Consider the following 16,714-nt stretch of genomic DNA (forward strand, 5'->3'; position numbering starts at 1 on the left):
CTCGTCGTCACGCCAGGCGCCGGGCGCCAGCCGACGGCGTAGCGACGAACCACTGCGGCGCCCGGAACCCGGCGGTGGCGAACGCCTCGGCCACCCGTCGCGCGACGGCCTCGGCCGCGTCGGCGTCGACCAGCGCGATGACGCAGCCCCCGAAACCGCCACCGGTCATGCGGGCGCCCAGCGCGCCGGCGTCGAGCGCGGCGTCGACCGCGGTGTCCAGCTCGGGCACGGTCACCTCGTAGTCGTCCCGCAACGACGCGTGGGAGGCGGTGAGCAGGGGCCCGATGTCACGTGGCGATCCGGCGCGCAGCAGGGAGACCGTCTGGCGCACCCGCTCGTTCTCGGTCAGCACGTGCCGCACCCGCCGTCGCGCGGTGTCGTCCGCGATCCGCGCCAGCGTGGCCTCGATCGGGGTGTTCTCGAGGTCGCGCAGTGCCGGGACCCCGAGGTCGCTGGCGACCTTCTCACACACCCGCCGACGGGCCGCGTACTCGCCGTCGACGAGGCGGTGCGGAGCCTTGGTGTCGATCACCAGCAGCGCGAGCCCATGACCCGCGAGGTCGAGCGGGACCTGCTCGGTGGCCAGCGAGCGGGTGTCGATGAACAGCGCGTGGTCCCGCTCGCAGAGCAGGGCCGCCGACTGGTCCATGATCCCGCAGGGCACCCCGACGAAGTCGTTCTCGGCCTTCTGGGCGAGCCTGGCGAGAGTCGGCCGGTCGACCGCGACGTCGTACAGCTCGGTGGCCGCGAGGGCGGTCGCGCACTCCAACGCGGCCGAGGACGACAGCCCAGCGCCGAGCGGCACGTCGCCGTCGACCAGGACGTCGAGCCCGCCGACGTCGTGTCCGGCCTCACGCAGTGCCCACACCACGCCGGCGACGTAGGCCGCCCAGCCGTCGACGTCTCCGGGCTTCAGGCCGTCCACCGGGATCTCGAACCGCCCGTCAGCCTGGCGGGAGACCATCCGGAGCAGACCGTCGTCGCGGCGAGCGGCGGTGGCCACCACTCCCTGCGGGAGGGCGATCGGCAGCACGAAGCCGTCGTTGTAGTCGGTGTGCTCGCCGATCACGTTGACCCGGCCGGGCGCCACCCAGCTCCCCTCGGGCGGCCGACCGAACGCCGTCTCGAAGTCCGCACGCAGGTTCACCGCCTGCTCCCTCCCGCTCCTGAGCTCGCCCGATGTGGCGCCGATCCGGCGCGGTCGGGCACCACGAGACCCTGACGAAACGCCCACGCGTCCGCCACCATCGTGTCGAGGTCACGGACGGGTTTCCAGCCGAGCTCCTGTGCCGCCCGCTCCCACGACGCGACCAGGACCGGCGGGTCGCCCGGGCGTCGCGGGCACTCCTCGACTGGCACCTCCCGGCCGGTCACCCGTTGCACGGCCGCGATGACCTCCAGGACCGTCGAGCCGTGGCCGGTGCCGAGGTTGCAGACCAGGTGGTGGCCTGGTGTGGCCACGTCGAGAGCACGCACATGGGCGTCGGCGAGGTCGACCACGTGGAGGTAGTCCCGCACGGCCGTGCCATCGCGGGTGGGGTAGTCGGTGCCGAAGACCTGTGCGGCAGGGCGCTCGCCCGCGGCGACGGCGAGCAGGTTGGGGATGAGGTGGGTCTCGGGGTCGTGCCGTTCGCCGTGGCGGAGGTAGGCGCCCGCGACGTTGAAGTAGCGCAGGCTCACCGGAGCCAGGTCGTAGGCGCGCGCCTCCGCCTCGAGCATGCGGTCCACTGCGAGCTTGGAGGCGCCGTAGGGGTTGGTGGGAAGCGGGGGCGTGTCCTCGGTGATGGGCATGCGCGCGGGCTCGCCGTACGTCGCGGCCGTGGAGGAGAAGACAAGCCGGCGTACGCCGTGTCGCCGCATGGCGTCGAGCAGGTCGAGGGTGCCGCCGACGTTGGCGCGCCAGTACAGGTCAGGACGGCGTACCGACTCCGCCACGAGCGACTTCGCCGCGAAGTGGAGCACACCGTCGTACGACGGGTCGAGGACGGCGGCCGCGATGTCGAGGCCACCCGGCACGAACCGCGCCCCGTCCGGCACGTTGTCGCGGTGTCCCGTCGAGCAGTCGTCGAGCACGGTGACCTCGTGGCCGGCCTCCAGGAGCCGGGCGGTCACCACGCTGCCGATGTACCCGGCTCCGCCGGTGACGAGCAGCTTCATCGGACCGTCCCATCCCGGCCGACGGCGGCGTCCTCACGCACCAGCTCGCGCAGCCGGGCGGCGATCGCCTCCGGCGCCACGTCGTTGATCCACACGCCCATCGCCGACTCCGATCCCGCGAGGTACTTCAGCTTGGTGGGAGCTCGTCGGATCGAGAACACCCGCAGGTGCAGGGCGGCGTGCTCGCGCCCGACGCGCACTGGTGCTTGGTACCACGCGGCGATGTACGGCAGGGCGTCGACACCCTCGAAGTACCGGTCGAGCGCGCGCAGGAGGCGAAGGTAGATCGGGCCGAAGTCGTCGCGCTCGGCCGCGGTGAGCTCCGGCAAGTCCGGCACGCGTCGCCGGGGATACAGGTGCACCTCCACCGGCCAGCGGGCCGCCGCGGGCACGAAGGCCGTCCAGTGCTCGGACTCGTCGACGATCCGCACCCCGGCGGAGCGTTCGCCGGCCACGAGGTCCTCGAACAGGTTGCGTGAGGTGCGCTCGGCGTACCGCTGGGCCGAGGCGAGCATCTGCCGGGTGCGCGGGGTCACGAACGGGTAGGCGTAGATCTGGCCGTGCGGGTGGCGCAGGGTGACGCCGATCTCCTCGCCACGGTTCTCGAAGCAGAAGACCTGTTCCACGCCGGGCAGGGAGCCGAGGCAGACCGTGCGGTCGACCCACGCCTCCATCACCGTGCGGACCCGTTGCGGCGTGAGCTGCGCGAACGCTGTGTCGTGGTCGGAGGTGAAGCAGACCACCTCGCACCGGCCCACCCCGGGACGACGGGCGAACAGGTCACGGGCGTCGATGAGACCGGTCGCCGCCTCCTGGCTGGCGCCGTCGAGCGAGCCGTCCACGAGGCCAGCACCCACGCCGGCGGCGAGGTCGGGTGCCGCGCCGGAGAAGGACGCGCCGGAGAAGGAGGGGAAGCGGTTCTCGAACACCACGACGTCGTAGTCGGACGCCGGGATCTCAGTCAGCCGGCCGTCCCGCGAGGGACACAGCGGGCACTCGTCAGCGGGCGGGAGGAAGGTGCGGTCCTGCCGATGCGACGCGACCGCGACCCACTCGTCGAACACCGGGTCGTAGCGGAGCTCCGAGCCCCCGGACCGCTCCGGCAGCGTGCGTTGGTCGAGGACGTCGCGGTCGGCGCTGTCACCCTCGTCGAAGTAGAGGAGCTCGCGTCCGTCGGCGAGCCGGGTCGACGTCTTCCTCATCGTGTGCTCGTCGTCTCCTGCGTGACCTGAGAGTCTCGGGCGCCGTCGGTGCCCGGAATCCTCTCGTCTGCCCTCGTGGCATGTCTCGTGCCGTCGGGTGGCCTTCGTCCGCTCTGGCCCGTCGCGCCCTTCCCGGAACCGGTCGTGCCCTTCGAGGACGCAGACACCCTAGCGTCGGACGGATGTCCCCGGCGCGGGCGTCAGCTCGCGACGGCCGGTCATGGGCCGTCCAGGACCGGCGCACCTTGCGAGGAGCTCGCGAGGAAGGTGCCGGCGGCCTGGACATCGCTAGGGTGGTGACATGGCTGCGAGCCCATCTCCGGCGAGCCGGCGGGCCGGCTCACCCTGGCGTGGGCTGCGGCTGCGGTGAGCTGGTGGTGCATCCTCGATGAACCATGTCCTGGCCAACATCGGACTGGCCTTGATCTTCATCCTCATCGGGGGCGTCTTCGCCGCCGCGGAGATGGCGCTGGTCTCCCTCCGGGAGGGTCAGGTCAAGTCCCTCGCCCAACGTGGCCGGCGGGGTGAGCGGGTCGCGCAGCTGACTCGCGATCCGAACCTCTTCCTCTCCTCCGTGCAGATCGGGGTCACCCTCTCCGGCTTCCTGGCCTCCGCCTTCGCCGGCGCCAACCTGTCGTCCGAGCTCGCCCCCGTCCTGCGTGACCTGGGAGTGCCTGCCGGCGCGGCCGATCCGCTGGCCCTCGTGCTCATCACCGTGGTCGTGTCGTACGTGTCGATCGTCCTGGGCGAGCTGGCCGCCAAACGGCTGGCCCTGCAAGGCGCGGAGTCCTTCGCGCTCGCTCTGGCGCCGCTCATCCACCGGATCGCGCAGGTCTCCCGACCGATCATCTGGTTCCTGTCCAAGTCGACCAACGTCGTCGTCCGGCTGCTCGGCGGGGACCCCAACGTCAGCCGGGAACGGATGACCGAGGAAGAGTTGCGCGAGCTCGTGACCGGTCACGAGACGCTCGGCCAGGAGGAGCGGGCCATCGTCGAGGAGGTGTTCGCCGCGGGCAGCCGGCAGCTTCGGGAGGTCATGCTGCCGCGGACGGAGGTCGACTTCCTCGACGCCGACATGCCGGTCTACAAGAGCGTGCGGTTCGTCAGCGACCGGCCCCACTCGCGGTATCCGGTCGTGCGCGGGTCGGCGGACGACGTCGTGGGCTTCGTCCACGTTCGTGACCTGCTCGACCCGGACGTGGCGAACCGGTCGGTCCGGGTCGGCGACCTGGCTCGCGAGGTGCTCTACCTGCCCGGTACCAAGCGGGTGCTCCCCGCGCTCTCGGAGATGCGCGCGCGGAGCCAGCACCTGGCGATCGTGCTCGACGAGTACGGCGGTACGGCCGGCATCGTGACCCTCGAGGATCTCGTCGAGGAGCTGGTCGGGGACATCAGGGACGAGTACGACACCGCCGCGCAGGCGGCCTCGAGACGACTGGTCTCCGGTGACGTCGAGGTCGAGGGCCGCCTCAGCCTCGACGACTTCGGCGAGGAGACCGGGGTGACGCTGCCGGACGGCCCCTACGAGACGGTGGCCGGTTTCGTCATCGCCCAGCTCGGTCACCTGCCCACGGTCGGCGAGCACGTGGCGTTCGACGGTCACGTGTTCACGGTGACCGAGCTGGATGGCCGCAGGATCGCCAAGGTGCGGTTCACTCCCAAGCCTCCCGAGGAGCCCGCGGCCGGCGAGCCGGCACCGCCGGAGGCGGCGTCGGGCCCACGGAGCGGGCAACCCGTCGGTGGCTGACGCCACCCACGTCGGTGACGGGTCAGCGAGAGTCGGCGAGAATCGGGCGATTCGGCACCTTCGGTCCGCGGCTCGTACGCCGTGAGGGCCGTGCGCCTCGCTGACCGGTGGGACCGATCAGTATGCCCCACCGGTGGCGTGCGCTCGGACGGAAGGGCGCTCAGCGCTGGGCGGGATTGCTGGCACAATTCTTGGCATGCCGCGACCGCGCGTGTTCTCGGGTATCCAGCCCACTGCTGACTCGTTCCACCTGGGCAACTACCTCGGTGCCATCCGGCAGTGGGTGGAGATGCAGGACACCTACGACGCGTTCTACTGCGTGGTCGACCTGCACGCCATCACCGTCGGCCACGACCCCAACCGGCTGCGGGAGCGGACCCTGCTGGCGGCGGCGCAGCTGCTGGCCGCCGGGCTCGACCCCGAGCGCTGCACGCTCTTCGTCCAGAGCCACGTCGCCGAGCACTCCCAGCTGTCGTGGATCTTGGGCTGCCTGACCGGCTTCGGCGAGGCGAGCCGGATGACGCAGTTCAAGGACAAGACGCAGCGGCAGGGCGTGGAAGCCGCGACGGTCGGGCTGTTCACCTACCCGGTCCTCATGGCGGCCGACATCCTGCTCTACGACACCGACCAGGTGCCGGTCGGCGAGGACCAACGGCAGCACCTGGAGCTCACCCGAGACCTCGCGCAGCGGTTCAACAACCGGTTCGGCGAGACGTTCCGGGTGCCCGAGGCGTACATCATCAAGGAGACCGCCAAGATCTACGACCTGCAGGAGCCGCGGGTCAAGATGAGCAAGTCCGCCTCGAGCCCCAACGGCATCATCGAGCTGCTGGACGACCCCAAGGTGTCCGCCAAGCGCATTCGCAGTGCGGTCACCGACTCCGGTCGGGAGGTGCGGTTCGACGAGGAGGAGAAGCCCGGCGTCTCTAACCTGCTCACGATTCTCTCCGCGCTCACCCGGCGTAGCATTCCGGAGCTGGAGGACGCCTACGCCGGCAAGGGGTACGGCGACCTGAAGCGAGACGTCGCCGACGCCGTCGTGGAGTTCGTGACCCCCTTCCGCGAGCGGACCTTCGCGTTGCTGGAGGACCGCGAGACCCTCGACGGCATCCTGGCCCGTGGCGCGGACCGAGCCCGGGCCGTGGCGTCGGAGAAGCTGCGTCAGGTCCACGACCGTCTCGGATTCGTCCCCGCGAAGCGTTGAGGTAGGCGAGCGTGCGCACGATCGGTGTCGCTATCGCCATCCCGGAGCCGTACGGCGGGGAGCTGCAGCGCTGGCGTGCCGCGCTCGGCGACCCGCTGGCCGAGGCCATTCCCACCCATGTGACGCTCATGCCGCCCACTCAGGTCGAGGACGACGTGCTCGAGAGCATCGAGCGGCACCTGCTCGCCGTCGCCGAGTCGGGCCGGCCCTTCACCATGCGGCTGCGTGGCACGGGCACGTTCCGCCCGGTGTCGCCGGTCGTCTTCGTGGCGGTCTCGGACGGCATCTCCTCGTGTGAGCAGCTCGCGAACGGCATCCGCAGCGGGCCGCTCGAGCGGGAGCTGGCGTTCCCGTACCACCCGCACGTGACGATCGCGCACGACCTGCCCGACCACCTCCTGGACAAGGCCTACGAAGCGCTCGAGGACTACGAGTGCACGTTCACGGTGGAAGGGTTCAGCCTGTACGAGCACGGTGCTGACTCGGTGTGGCGACCCCAGCGGGACTTCGCGCTCGGTGGACCTCTTCCCGGTCCCGTCCCGAACCGCCCCTCGTCCGTGGCCTCCCTGCGGCGCTGAGCGCGCCGAGATTCGTGGTACCCCGCTGTGGCGGGGTACCGACAGGGAGTGAGGCTTCGTGACATCAAGGATCGTGCCGAGGCGCTGTTTCGCCGCATCCGCCGTCGGTCCTTGTTCGTCGACCACCTCGTGCGCGCGCTGGTCCGCTACGACGCCGTCAAGGGCAGCCAGCTCGCGGCCTCGGTGACCTACTTCGCCTTCCTGTCCTTCTTTCCGCTCGTCGCGGTGACCTTCGCCGGCGTCGGCTACGTCGTGACGTACGTGCCCGGCGCGGACGAGGCGGTGACCTCGGCGCTGCGCTCGATCCTGCCCGGGCTCATCGGTGGCGGACCCGACCAGATCGACGTGCACCGCATCGCGCAGCGACGAACGGGCGTCGGCCTCGTGGGTTTGGTCGTGCTCCTCTACTCCGGGCTGGGCTGGGTGTCGGCCCTGCGCGACGCGTTGCAGGCGGTCTTCGAGCTTCCGGCCAAGGAGCGGAACGTCGTCGTCGCCAAGCTCGTCGACGTGGCGGCCCTCGTGGTCCTCGGAATCGTCCTGCTCGTCACCGTCACGGTTGGCACGCTGGTGACGGCGTTCACCGACACCCTCGTCCACCTGCTGGGTCTGACCGGACTGGGAGGCGCGCGGTGGGCGCTGTACGTCGCGGCGGTGGTGGTCGGCGTGGCCGTCAACACCTTGCTGTTCTTCGCGATCTACCAGCTGCTGCCATACCACGGGGTGTCCCCACGGGTGGTGTGGGAGGGTGCCTTGCTCGCCGGAGTCGGATTCGAGGTCCTCAAGCAGCTGGCCGGTCTCATCGTCGGACGCGTCCTCGACAACCCGTTGTACGGCGCCTTCGCGATCCTCATCGCCTTGCTCGTCTGGATCAACTACACGGCGCGCTTGGTGGTGCTGGGGGCGGCCTTGGTGGCCACGGACACGCGCTGGCGAGCCCAGGTGCAGGAGGCGGCGCCGGACGAGGCCGCCTTAGGGAGGGGCGCGTCCGTCCGTGCCGCGCCTCCTAGGCCTGCCGTGGGCCAGGCCGACCGGGCCTGCCGTCGCCGTGGTGCGCTGGCACCGACGCTCGGCGGGCTGAGCGGAGGGCTCGTGCTCGGCTGGCTCCTGGCCCGCAGGTGGTGTCGGCGCGAGCGTCACCGGAGGCGAGGGCTCCAGCGGAGTTCAGGGCACCGCCTGCGCGAGCGCTTCACCGAGGACGAGGTACCGGGCTAGGCCGGTGGCGAGGCCACCGCTCGTCGACGGGCGCGCACGTAGGTGTAGACCCGCAGGCTGGCCAGGACCACGAAGACCACCCCAGGCACCCACAGCCAGAGCGGCACGCGCTGCACCAGGGTGGGCAGCATCGCCACCTGCCGGGAGGCGATGGGCGCGGTCACGACGGCGGTCGGCGTGCCGATCGACGTGACACCCGCCGCCGACGGCGAGGCGACCTGGTGGGTGGTCGGTCCGGCTGTCGCGAGCCGTGCCGCGACGAGCGCCTGCCGAGCGCGCTCGACATCCTCCGGAGTGACGAGCGTGCCGACCGGCTCGACCTCCGCGCCGACCTCGAAGCCCCAGTCGAGCAGCTTCGCGACCTTCTTCCACGACGGCGCGTCGGTCTTCATGACGACGACGAGAAGCCGACGGCCGTTCCGTTCCGCGGCACCGATGAGGGTGTTCCTGGCCTTCGTGGTGTAGCCGTTCTTCACCCCGATCGCGCCCGGGTACTCGCTCAGCAGGTCATTGCCGTTCTGGATCTGGTAGGTCTTGCCGTTCCGCCCTGGGAAGTCGTAGCGGGGTGTGGTGGCGTAGCGACGGAAGTCGGGGTTGGCCATCCCCGCCCGCGCGAACAGGGCCAGGTCGTAGGCGGAGGACAGCTGGCCGGGCTCGTCGAGACCGCTGGTGTTGACCGCGTGGGTGTCGAACGCGCCCAGCCGGGCGGCCTCCTCGTTCATGAGGCGGACCGCGACCTCGGTACCCCCGCTCGCGTTCGCCAGAGCCTGCGCCGCGTCGTTTCCGGACGACAGGAACAGCCCGTAGAACAGCTGCTCGATCGTGTAGACGTGGCCGGCCTCGATGCCGACCCGGCTGCCGATCTGGTCGGCGTCCTCCCGCACCGCGGTGTAGAGCGCGCGCTTGTCGAGTCGGGGGATGAGCGTGATCGCGGTCAGCGTCTTGAGGGTGCTGGCCGGATACAGACGCTGGTGCGCGTTCTTGGCCGCGAGCACCTCCCCGGTGTCCAGGTCGGCCACGAGGTAGGACCTGACGTCGACGTCGGGCGGGGGCTTGGGCGCGTTGGGGTCGACGACCACGCCTGACCGACCGAGAGCGGCACCGCCGACCGGCTCGCTGAACGGATTGGCCGGGTGGTAGCGGCCGAAGGGCGCCGGAGTCTTGGTCGGGTGTGCGCTTGGGCTCCCGGTGGCTGTCGGCGCCGGCGTCGATGTCGTGGCCGACGTCCGCGGGAGCGTCGGTGTGGGCGTCGGGGCCGCGTGCCCAGCGACGGTTCCAGCCCTCGCCGACGTGGATAGGGTGGTCAGACCAATGGCCAGACAGAACGTGGCGACAACGAGTGTGACGACGATGGCACGTGGGACGTCGTCGCGCGACGTCGAGGATTCCCCAGGCATGGTGGGCGACAGACTAGTACGCCTCTCCGAACGGTTGGTTGGCCTCGTGTGATTGGGGAGTCGACCCAGCGTGACGGTGGACGCAGCGTGACGTCCGGACGCTCGAACCTGGAGAAGGTCGAACCTGGAGAAGATCGTGGCAACCGAGTCCATCGTGGTGCCGAGCGCGCCGGACCTGCATCGGGCGGCTGCCCGGCTCCGGGGCCACATTCGCCGAACCCCCACGTTCAGCCTCGCCGATGACGAGGTGGATGTGCCGTGGGCGGGTCGCGGGGTGCGCGTCGTGCTCAAGCTGGAGCTGACCCAGCACACGGGGTCGTTCAAGGCGCGCGGGGCCCTCAACACGCTGCTGGCTCGCCCGGTCCCCGAGGCTGGCGTCGTGGCCGCGTCCGGCGGTAACCACGGCGCGGCGGTGGCGTGGGCCGCCTCTCGTGTGGGCGTTCCCGCGCACGTCTTCGTGCCCGCCACCTCGCCGTCGGTCAAGGTCGAGCGGATCGAGTCCTATGGCGCGAAGGTGGTGGTGGTCGACGGCTACTACCCGCAGGCTTTGGCGGCGAGCCGTGAGTGGGCGGCGCAGCGGGAGGTGCTGGAGATCCACGCGTACGACACTCCAGAGGTCGTGGCGGGCCAAGGCACGCTGGGCTTGGAGCTGGTCGAGCAGGTGCCGGAAGCCTCGGCCGTGCTGGTGTCGTGTGGCGGTGGTGGCCTGTACGCCGGTGTCGCGCTGGCGCTCGGGGACTCGTGCGCGGTCGTACCGGTCGAGCCCGAGCGTTGTCCGACCCTGCACCTGGCCGTGTCGGCCGGTCGTCCCGTGCGCGCGCAGGTGGGTGGCGTGGCGGCGGACAGTATGGGCGCCGCCGAGGCCGGTCGGATCGCCCACGCGGTGGCGACAAGTCGAGGCACCCAATCCGTCCTGGTGTCCGACGACGCGATCGTGGCCGCGCGGACGTTCTTGTGGGAACGGTGCCGAATCCTCGCCGAGCCCGGTGGCGCGACGGCGTTCGCTGCGCTGCTGAGTGGCGCGTTCGTCCCGGAGCCCAACACCACCGTGGTGGTCGTGGTGTCGGGTGGCAACACCACGGACCTGCCCGTCAGTCGCTCCGGTGAGCTGCTCAGTCCACCACACGCCGCGTGACGGTCAGGTCGCTCGACGTGTCCTGCGGTGGTCGCGTCGAAGCGTCTGAGACGCGGATGCTCGGGCGCGACGATCGTCCAGGGACCTCACCGTGCGGTGGAGGTGTCGTCGGCGGTGGCGGCGCGCCACGCCCGGACCCCGAGAGCCGCGAGCACGACCGCGATCGCCAGGTTGACCACGATGAGGATCGCGTGGGCGACGTAGTAGCCGGTCGGCCGGCCGCTCGTGTTGGCCAGGTTGTAGGTGAAGTTGGCGTAGGTCGCGACGTTCCACACCGCGACCGCGAGCAGGAAGCCGGCGACCTTCCTCGTCATGCGCACGGGACCCAGTATGCGAGCGCTCGCGAGCCCGGTTCCTGGGCCCCTGCGCGCAGCCGTGCGGTCCCAGCCGCTGGGCCCAGCCCTCGGTGCCGGGTCCGGCGAGAGCCGGCGCCCCGGCGCTGGACATCCGTCTCGTCCTCGCAGCGGAGGCAGCTGGTGTCCACACCCTTTCGTCGCGGCGACCTCGACCGCCTGGCCGATGCGCTCCACGACGCGGTCGAGCAGGCCGTCACACCGGGCGGCGTCCTCGTGTGTCGCACCGTCGGCGTGACCCGCGACGCCGCCGAGCAGCACGGCGTTGTTCTCGACGCCGCACGACCTGGCTCGCCATGCCCAGCACCTGCTGGCCGTCCACGACCAGTCCGTGCTCGGTCGCTGGCTGCGCACCAGCCTGGCGCCCCATGCGACGATCGGGCCGGCCTGGAACGCGGTCTGGCGTGGGTCCTCGCCGACGCGGGACGGGTCGCCTACCACCATGGCTGGACGGGACGAGCCTCTACCTCGCCCCCATACCGGGCGCTACGTCGTGATCTGCACCAACGCCGTGTACTACGGGCCGTGCCGCGGACGGCTCACGTCACTGCGCGCGGTGGCGCTGCGGAGCGTCTCCGCCTGACCGGCGTGACCAGCGGTCCGTGATCACGTCCTGGACGTCCGATGTCACGGTTGGTGGTGGTAGCACTTCGAACAGTGGTTGACTCGCTCCTCGTCGAGGGGCGGGTCGTACGCTGACCGCGTCCGTACCCGCCACGAACTGGTGACGCCCCATGCACTCCCACCAAGGCGCACAGTCACAAGAAGGCGATGCCATGAACGACCGCGTCGAGCCGAGAGGGTCCGAGCGCGCCGCTCCGCGGGGGTCGGCTCAGGACGGGCCGACCCGAGCCGGACCCGACACGACCCCACGGCTCACCGAGTCCGGTCTGCCGATCGAGCCGGTCTACGGGCCTGAGCACCTCGCGGGGTGGGATCCGGCGAGTCAGCTCGGGTCGCCCGGCAGCTTCCCTTACACCCGTGGCGTCTATCCGACGATGTACGTCGGCAGACCGTGGACGATGCGCCAGTACGCCGGCTACGGGACGGCGGCGGAGTCCAACCAGCGGTTCCACCGGCTCATCGAGGCGGGCACGACCGGACTGTCGGTGGCGTTCGACCTGCCAACCCAAATGGGCTTCGACTCCGACGCTCCGCTCGCGCACGGCGAGGTCGGCAAGGTGGGGGTGGCGATCGACTCGATCGAGGACATGCGGCTCCTCTTCGACGGCATCCCGCTCGATCGGGTGTCGACGTCGATGACGATCAACGCGCCCGCCGCCGTCCTGCTCTTGCTCTACCAGCTCGTGGGCGAGGAGCAAGGCGTGCCCTCGGCGGCGCTCACCGGCACGATCCAGAACGACGTCCTCAAGGAGTACATCGCCCGCGGCACCTTCATCTACCCGCCGCAAGCGTCGCTGCGCCTGGTTTCCGACATCTTCGCGTACTGCCGGCGAGAGCTGCCGCGGTTCAACACGATCTCCATCTCCGGCTACCACATGGCGGAGGCGGGTGCCTCGCCGGTGCAGGAGGTCGCCTTCACCTTGGCGAACGGGATCGAGTACGTGCGCGCCGCACTCGACGCAGGGCTCGACGTGGACGAGTTCGCGCCGAGGCTGTCGTTCTTCTTCGTCGCCCGGACGACCCTCCTGGAGGAGGTGGCGAAGTTCCGGGCGGCGCGCCGGCTGTGGGCGCGGGTGATGCGTGACGAGTTCGGCGCCAAGAACCCGAAGTCGATGATGCTGCGGTTCCACACCCAGACCGCCGGCGTCCAGCTCACCGCCCAGCAGCCCGAGGTCAACCTCGTGCGAGTCGCCATCCAGGCGCTCGCCGCCGTCCTCGGCGGTACCCAGTCGCTGCACACGAACGCCTACGACGAAGCCCTCGCGTTGCCGTCGGAGAAGGCGGCCCGGCTCGCGCTGCGGACGCAACAGGTTCTGGCGTACGAGACTGACGTCACCAAGACCGTCGACCCGTTCGCCGGGTCGTACGCGGTCGAGACGTTGACCGACCAGATCGAGGCCGAGGCGTACAAGCTCATGGAGGTGATCCAGAGCCTGGGTGGCGCCGTGGCCGCGATCGAGCGAGGGTTCCAGAAGTCCGCGATCGAACAGTCGGCGTACCGCATCGCGCAGGAGATCGACGACGGCGAACGCGTCGTCGTCGGTGTCAACAAGTTCCAGACACCGGACGAGGAGCCGTACCAACCGCTGCGGGTGGACCCCCGCATCGAGGAGGAGCAGCGCGCCCGGTTGGCCAAGCTCCGGGCCGACCGATCGTCCTCGGAAGTCGAGCGGCACCTCGCCGCGCTCCGCCGGGCCGCCGCCGGGTCGGACAACGTGCTGTATCCGATGAAGGAGGCTCTGGCCGCCCGGGCGACGGTGGGGGAGGTGTGCGACGCCTTGCGTGACGTGTGGGGCGTCTACACGCCGCCGGACGCGTTCTGACACTCCGCGGGCGCGGGCCGGTGGGGCGAGCGTGCGGCACCCGTCGCCGGTTCGGTCCGATGCGCGTGACCCCCGGGTCGGCCGGGTAGGTCGGACAGTGTCGGGCCCGGAGCGGCGTCGGCTCCAGGGCGGGGCGACGCCGGGCGCGGCCCGGACCGGAACGCGGGATTGGCCCGAGAGAGCCCGAGCGAGTCCGAACGACTCACGCCTGGGTCAGTCCGCTCCTTTTCGTGCTCTCGGGGCAGGGACGGGGCGCGAGCCGGCGCCCGATCGTGGCGCGACTGCGGCTGAGGACGCCCGAAAGGGGATGAGATGTGAGTGGTGGAAGGGTGCGGGGCGGACACGAACCGGCGACCACGGAGCGTACAAGGAGGGGTGTCGTCGGTCACGAAAGTGGCAGGGTGGACAATCGAACGGTGCCACTCGACCCTGAGATCGTCGCCGAGGTCGATCGGCTCACCAAGACGTGGATCGATGAGCTGGTCGCCTTCCGGCGGGACCTGCACATGCACCCCGAGCCTGGTCGGGAGGAAGTCCGCACGACCAGCCTGGTAGCGGAACGGCTGGAAGCCGCCGGCCTGCGGCCCACCCTCCTGCCCGTCGGCACCGGTCTCCTCGCCGATATCGGCGAGCCGGCGCCCTTCACCGGCCGAATCGCGCTGCGGGCCGACCTGGACGCCCTTCGGGTGGCCGACGAGAAGACCGTGCCGTACCGCTCGCGGCGGCCGGGGGTGTGCCACGCCTGCGGACACGACGTCCACACCACCGTCGTGCTGGGCGCTGGCCTCGTCCTCGCCGAGCTGGCCTCCCGAGGGATGCTCACCCACGCCGTTCGTCTGATCTTCCAGCCGGCGGAGGAGCTGATCCCGGGAGGCGCGCTCGACGTGATGGCGGCCGGCGGACTCGACGGCGTCGACCAGATCTTCGCCCTGCACTGCGACCCACGCCTGGCCGTGGGCAACATCGGGCTGCGCCCGGGACCGCTCACCGCCGCCTGTGACCGTCTCCAGGTCCGGCTCACCGGTCCGGGTGGCCACACCGCGCGCCCGCACCTGACCGCCGACCTGGTGCACGCGCTGGCCACGCTGGTCAGCCATCTGCCCACGGCGCTGTCGCGCCGGGTCGATCCGCGTGCGGGCCTGTCCGTGGTGTGGGGGCGCGTCCAGGCCGGGGCGGCCGCGAACGCCATTCCGATGGACGGCGAGGCCGAGGGCACCTTGCGCTGCCTCGACCCACGCGTGTGGGAGCGGTCCGCAGAGCTCGTGCCCGCGCTCGCCCGAGAGATCGTCGCCCCCTATGGCGTCACCGCGCAGGTCGAGGTGCACCGTGGTGTCCCACCGGTTGTCAACGACGCCTTGGCGATCACCACGCTGCGCGAGGCGGTGGAGGCAACCCTCGGCCGGAGCGCTGTCGCGCCGACCGACCAGAGCCTCGGTGGTGAGGACTTCGCGTGGTACCTCACCAAGGTGCGCGGCGCCATGGCGCGGCTCGGGGTGCACACGCCGGGCAGCGAGACGATGTACGACCTGCACCAGGGCACGTTCGACGTCGACGAGAACGCCATCGCGGTGGGCGTTCGTGTGCTCACCGCCACCGCGCTGCTGGCCGGCGGTCACGACGGCCGGCGGTTCACCGAGTAGGCGGCCACGACGAGCGGTCACCGAGCCGACCGTCCGTTGGCGGTACTGAACCGATCGGTACTAGACCGATTGGGACTGAACCGATTGGCACTGAGCCGATTGGCACTGAGCCGATTGGCACTGAGCCGATTGGCACTGAACCGATAGCCACCGGATCGATCAGCACCGGATCGGCGCTCCACGGTGCGCTGTCCGTTCGTCCGTCGAAGCCCGTCGAGCGCGTATCGTGATCACGTGACGACGCACAGCAGCGGGGCTGGTCAAGGCAGCGTGGCCGATGGCGGCCGAAGCTCGTGTCCCGGCCGCTCTCGCTTCCGATGTGGCCGCGTTACGAATCCGTGTCAGTGCGAAGAAGTGTCGCCTGAGGTCTTCCCTTCGCCAAGGAGCGCCCTATAGTCACCCCTGCGCATAGTCACCCCTGCGCATGCGTCCGCGGGGGCGAGGTCATGGCGTGCGCGACGACCGACACGTGACGTGTCACGCCGAGAGGAGCTGCCTTGTCGAAGCTGTTGCGGACCCTGGCGATCGGGAGTGCGCTGGCGCTGGCTCTCACCGCGTGCGGAAGTAGGCCTGTGGACGAGTCGCCCGGGTCCGGTGGCGGCGGGAGTGCCGAAACCGCGGAGGCGAAGGACTTCCGAGCCTGCATGGTCTCCGACTCCGGCGGCTTCGACGACAAGAGCTTCAACCAGACCTCCTACAAGGGCCTCCAAGACGCCAAGGCCAAGTTGGGCATCGAGGAGTCCACGGTCGAGTCGAAGTCCGACAACGACTACCCGAAGAACGTCGACGGCATGGTCAGCGCCGGGTGCGACGTCATCATCACCGTCGGCTTCAAGCTCGGGAACCAGACGGCGATCAGCGCCGCGAAGAACCCCGACGTCAAGTTCGGCATCGTCGACTTCGACATCGGCACCGTCGACCTGGAGGAAGTCGGTCTCGACGAGGTGCCCGGCAACGTCAAGTCGCTGCTGTTCGACACCGCCCAGCCGAGCTTCCTCGCCGGCTACCTGGCCGCGGGCATGAGCAAGACCGGCAAGGTCGGCACGTTCGGCGGCCTGCCGATCCCGACCGTCACCATCTTCATGGACGGCTTCTGGGAAGGCGTCCAGTACTACAACGAGCGCAAGGGAACCTCGGTCCAGGTGCTCGGCTGGGACGAGACGACGCAGAAGGGCCTGTTCACCAACAGCTTCGAGAACAAGGCGCAGGGTAGGAACACCGCGAACAACCTGATCAGCCAGGGCGCGGACGTCATCTTCCCGGTGGCCGGTCCCGCGGGTCTCGGCGGTCTGGAGGCGGCCCGCGCCTCGCGTGGCAAGGTCGCGGCGATCTGGGTCGACACCGATGGGTGCGTGAGCGCGCAGGAGTACTGCGACGTCCTCCTCACGAGCGTCACCAAGGGCATGGATGTCGCGGTCGAGGAGGTCATCACCTCCGTCTACGAGGAGCGCTTCGACAACACTCCCTACGTGGGAACGCTCGCGAACGACGGAACCGGACTGGCGCCCTACCACGAGTTCGAGGACAAGATCCCCGACGAGCTCAAGCAGGAGGTCGAGCAGCTGCGCCAGGACATCATCGACGGCAAGGTCACCGTCAAGTCGACCGCGGTACCGAAGGCTCGGTGATGTCCGGACGGCAC

The 16,714-nt window shown here is 70.4% G+C and carries 14 protein-coding genes; 9 read left to right on the plus strand and 5 right to left on the minus strand.

Annotation, left to right across the window (positions count from 1 at the left end; all coding sequences use genetic code 11):
- Positions 1-7 precede the first annotated feature (7 nt).
- The 3 genes from galK to galT are packed head-to-tail and all read right to left on the minus strand — an operon-like array spanning position 8 to position 3,359.
- A complete protein-coding gene (gene galK, locus DFJ64_RS14195) occupies positions 8-1,147 on the minus strand; it encodes a galactokinase (protein WP_115850887.1) in 1,140 nt (379 codons plus the stop codon).
- Entirely contained in the window at positions 1,144-2,157 is a 1,014-nt protein-coding gene (galE, locus tag DFJ64_RS14200; RefSeq protein ID WP_115850888.1) for a UDP-glucose 4-epimerase GalE, read from the minus strand. The genes galK and galE overlap by 4 nt, the downstream gene beginning before the upstream one ends.
- Complete coding sequence (galT, locus tag DFJ64_RS14205) at positions 2,154-3,359, minus strand: galactose-1-phosphate uridylyltransferase (protein WP_115850889.1); 1,206 nt, start codon at positions 3,357-3,359, stop codon at positions 2,154-2,156. Before galT ends, galE begins: the two co-directional genes overlap by 4 nt.
- 388 nt (positions 3,360-3,747) lie before the next feature.
- Between galT and DFJ64_RS14210 the strand changes: the two genes are divergently transcribed.
- From DFJ64_RS14210 to DFJ64_RS14225, 4 genes are all read left to right on the plus strand, one after another.
- Positions 3,748-5,106: a hemolysin family protein gene (locus DFJ64_RS14210; protein WP_115850890.1), complete on the plus strand. Its 1,359-nt coding sequence runs from the start codon at positions 3,748-3,750 to the stop codon at positions 5,104-5,106.
- A 196-nt stretch (positions 5,107-5,302) separates the two neighbouring features.
- Positions 5,303-6,310 (plus strand): tryptophan--tRNA ligase, encoded by a 1,008-nt coding sequence (gene trpS / locus DFJ64_RS14215; RefSeq protein WP_115850891.1) that lies wholly within the window; start codon positions 5,303-5,305, stop codon positions 6,308-6,310.
- Positions 6,311-6,321: 11 nt separating this feature from the next.
- Complete coding sequence (locus DFJ64_RS14220) at positions 6,322-6,888, plus strand: 2'-5' RNA ligase family protein (RefSeq protein ID WP_115850892.1); 567 nt, start codon at positions 6,322-6,324, stop codon at positions 6,886-6,888.
- A gap of 48 nt (positions 6,889-6,936) precedes the next feature.
- Positions 6,937-8,100, plus strand: coding sequence for a YihY/virulence factor BrkB family protein (locus tag DFJ64_RS14225; RefSeq protein ID WP_170152620.1), 1,164 nt, complete (start codon positions 6,937-6,939; stop codon positions 8,098-8,100).
- On the opposite strand, the gene DFJ64_RS14230 is transcribed toward DFJ64_RS14225, so the two are convergent.
- A complete protein-coding gene (locus DFJ64_RS14230) occupies positions 8,097-9,179 on the minus strand; it encodes a D-alanyl-D-alanine carboxypeptidase family protein (protein WP_170152621.1) in 1,083 nt (360 codons plus the stop codon). The genes DFJ64_RS14225 and DFJ64_RS14230 overlap by 4 nt on opposite strands.
- 454 nt (positions 9,180-9,633) lie before the next feature.
- On the opposite strand from DFJ64_RS14230, the gene DFJ64_RS14235 reads away from it, so the two are divergent.
- Positions 9,634-10,632, plus strand: a complete 999-nt coding sequence (locus DFJ64_RS14235; protein ID WP_245941131.1) for a threonine/serine dehydratase — start codon at positions 9,634-9,636, stop codon at positions 10,630-10,632.
- A gap of 86 nt (positions 10,633-10,718) precedes the next feature.
- Here the strand turns inward: DFJ64_RS14235 and DFJ64_RS14240 are convergent, their stop codons facing one another.
- Entirely contained in the window at positions 10,719-10,946 is a 228-nt protein-coding gene (locus DFJ64_RS14240; protein WP_245941319.1) for an SCO4848 family membrane protein, read from the minus strand.
- Between the two features lie 304 nt (positions 10,947-11,250).
- Here DFJ64_RS14240 and DFJ64_RS19275 point away from each other — a divergent pair, with 304 nt between their 5' ends.
- From DFJ64_RS19275 to DFJ64_RS14255, 4 genes are all read left to right on the plus strand, one after another.
- Complete coding sequence (locus tag DFJ64_RS19275; protein ID WP_147304711.1) at positions 11,251-11,568, plus strand: hypothetical protein; 318 nt, start codon at positions 11,251-11,253, stop codon at positions 11,566-11,568.
- A 193-nt stretch (positions 11,569-11,761) separates the two neighbouring features.
- Positions 11,762-13,432, plus strand: a complete 1,671-nt coding sequence (locus DFJ64_RS14245) for an acyl-CoA mutase large subunit family protein (protein ID WP_115850895.1) — start codon at positions 11,762-11,764, stop codon at positions 13,430-13,432.
- Between the two features lie 416 nt (positions 13,433-13,848).
- Positions 13,849-15,072 (plus strand): amidohydrolase, encoded by a 1,224-nt coding sequence (locus tag DFJ64_RS14250; RefSeq protein WP_245941132.1) that lies wholly within the window; start codon positions 13,849-13,851, stop codon positions 15,070-15,072.
- 497 nt (positions 15,073-15,569) lie between these two features.
- Positions 15,570-16,700 (plus strand): BMP family lipoprotein, encoded by a 1,131-nt coding sequence (locus DFJ64_RS14255; RefSeq protein WP_115850897.1) that lies wholly within the window; start codon positions 15,570-15,572, stop codon positions 16,698-16,700.
- Positions 16,701-16,714 lie beyond the last annotated feature (14 nt).

Source organism: Thermasporomyces composti (genome assembly GCF_003386795.1).
GTDB classification, from domain to species: Bacteria; Actinomycetota; Actinomycetes; order Propionibacteriales; family Actinopolymorphaceae; genus Thermasporomyces; species Thermasporomyces composti.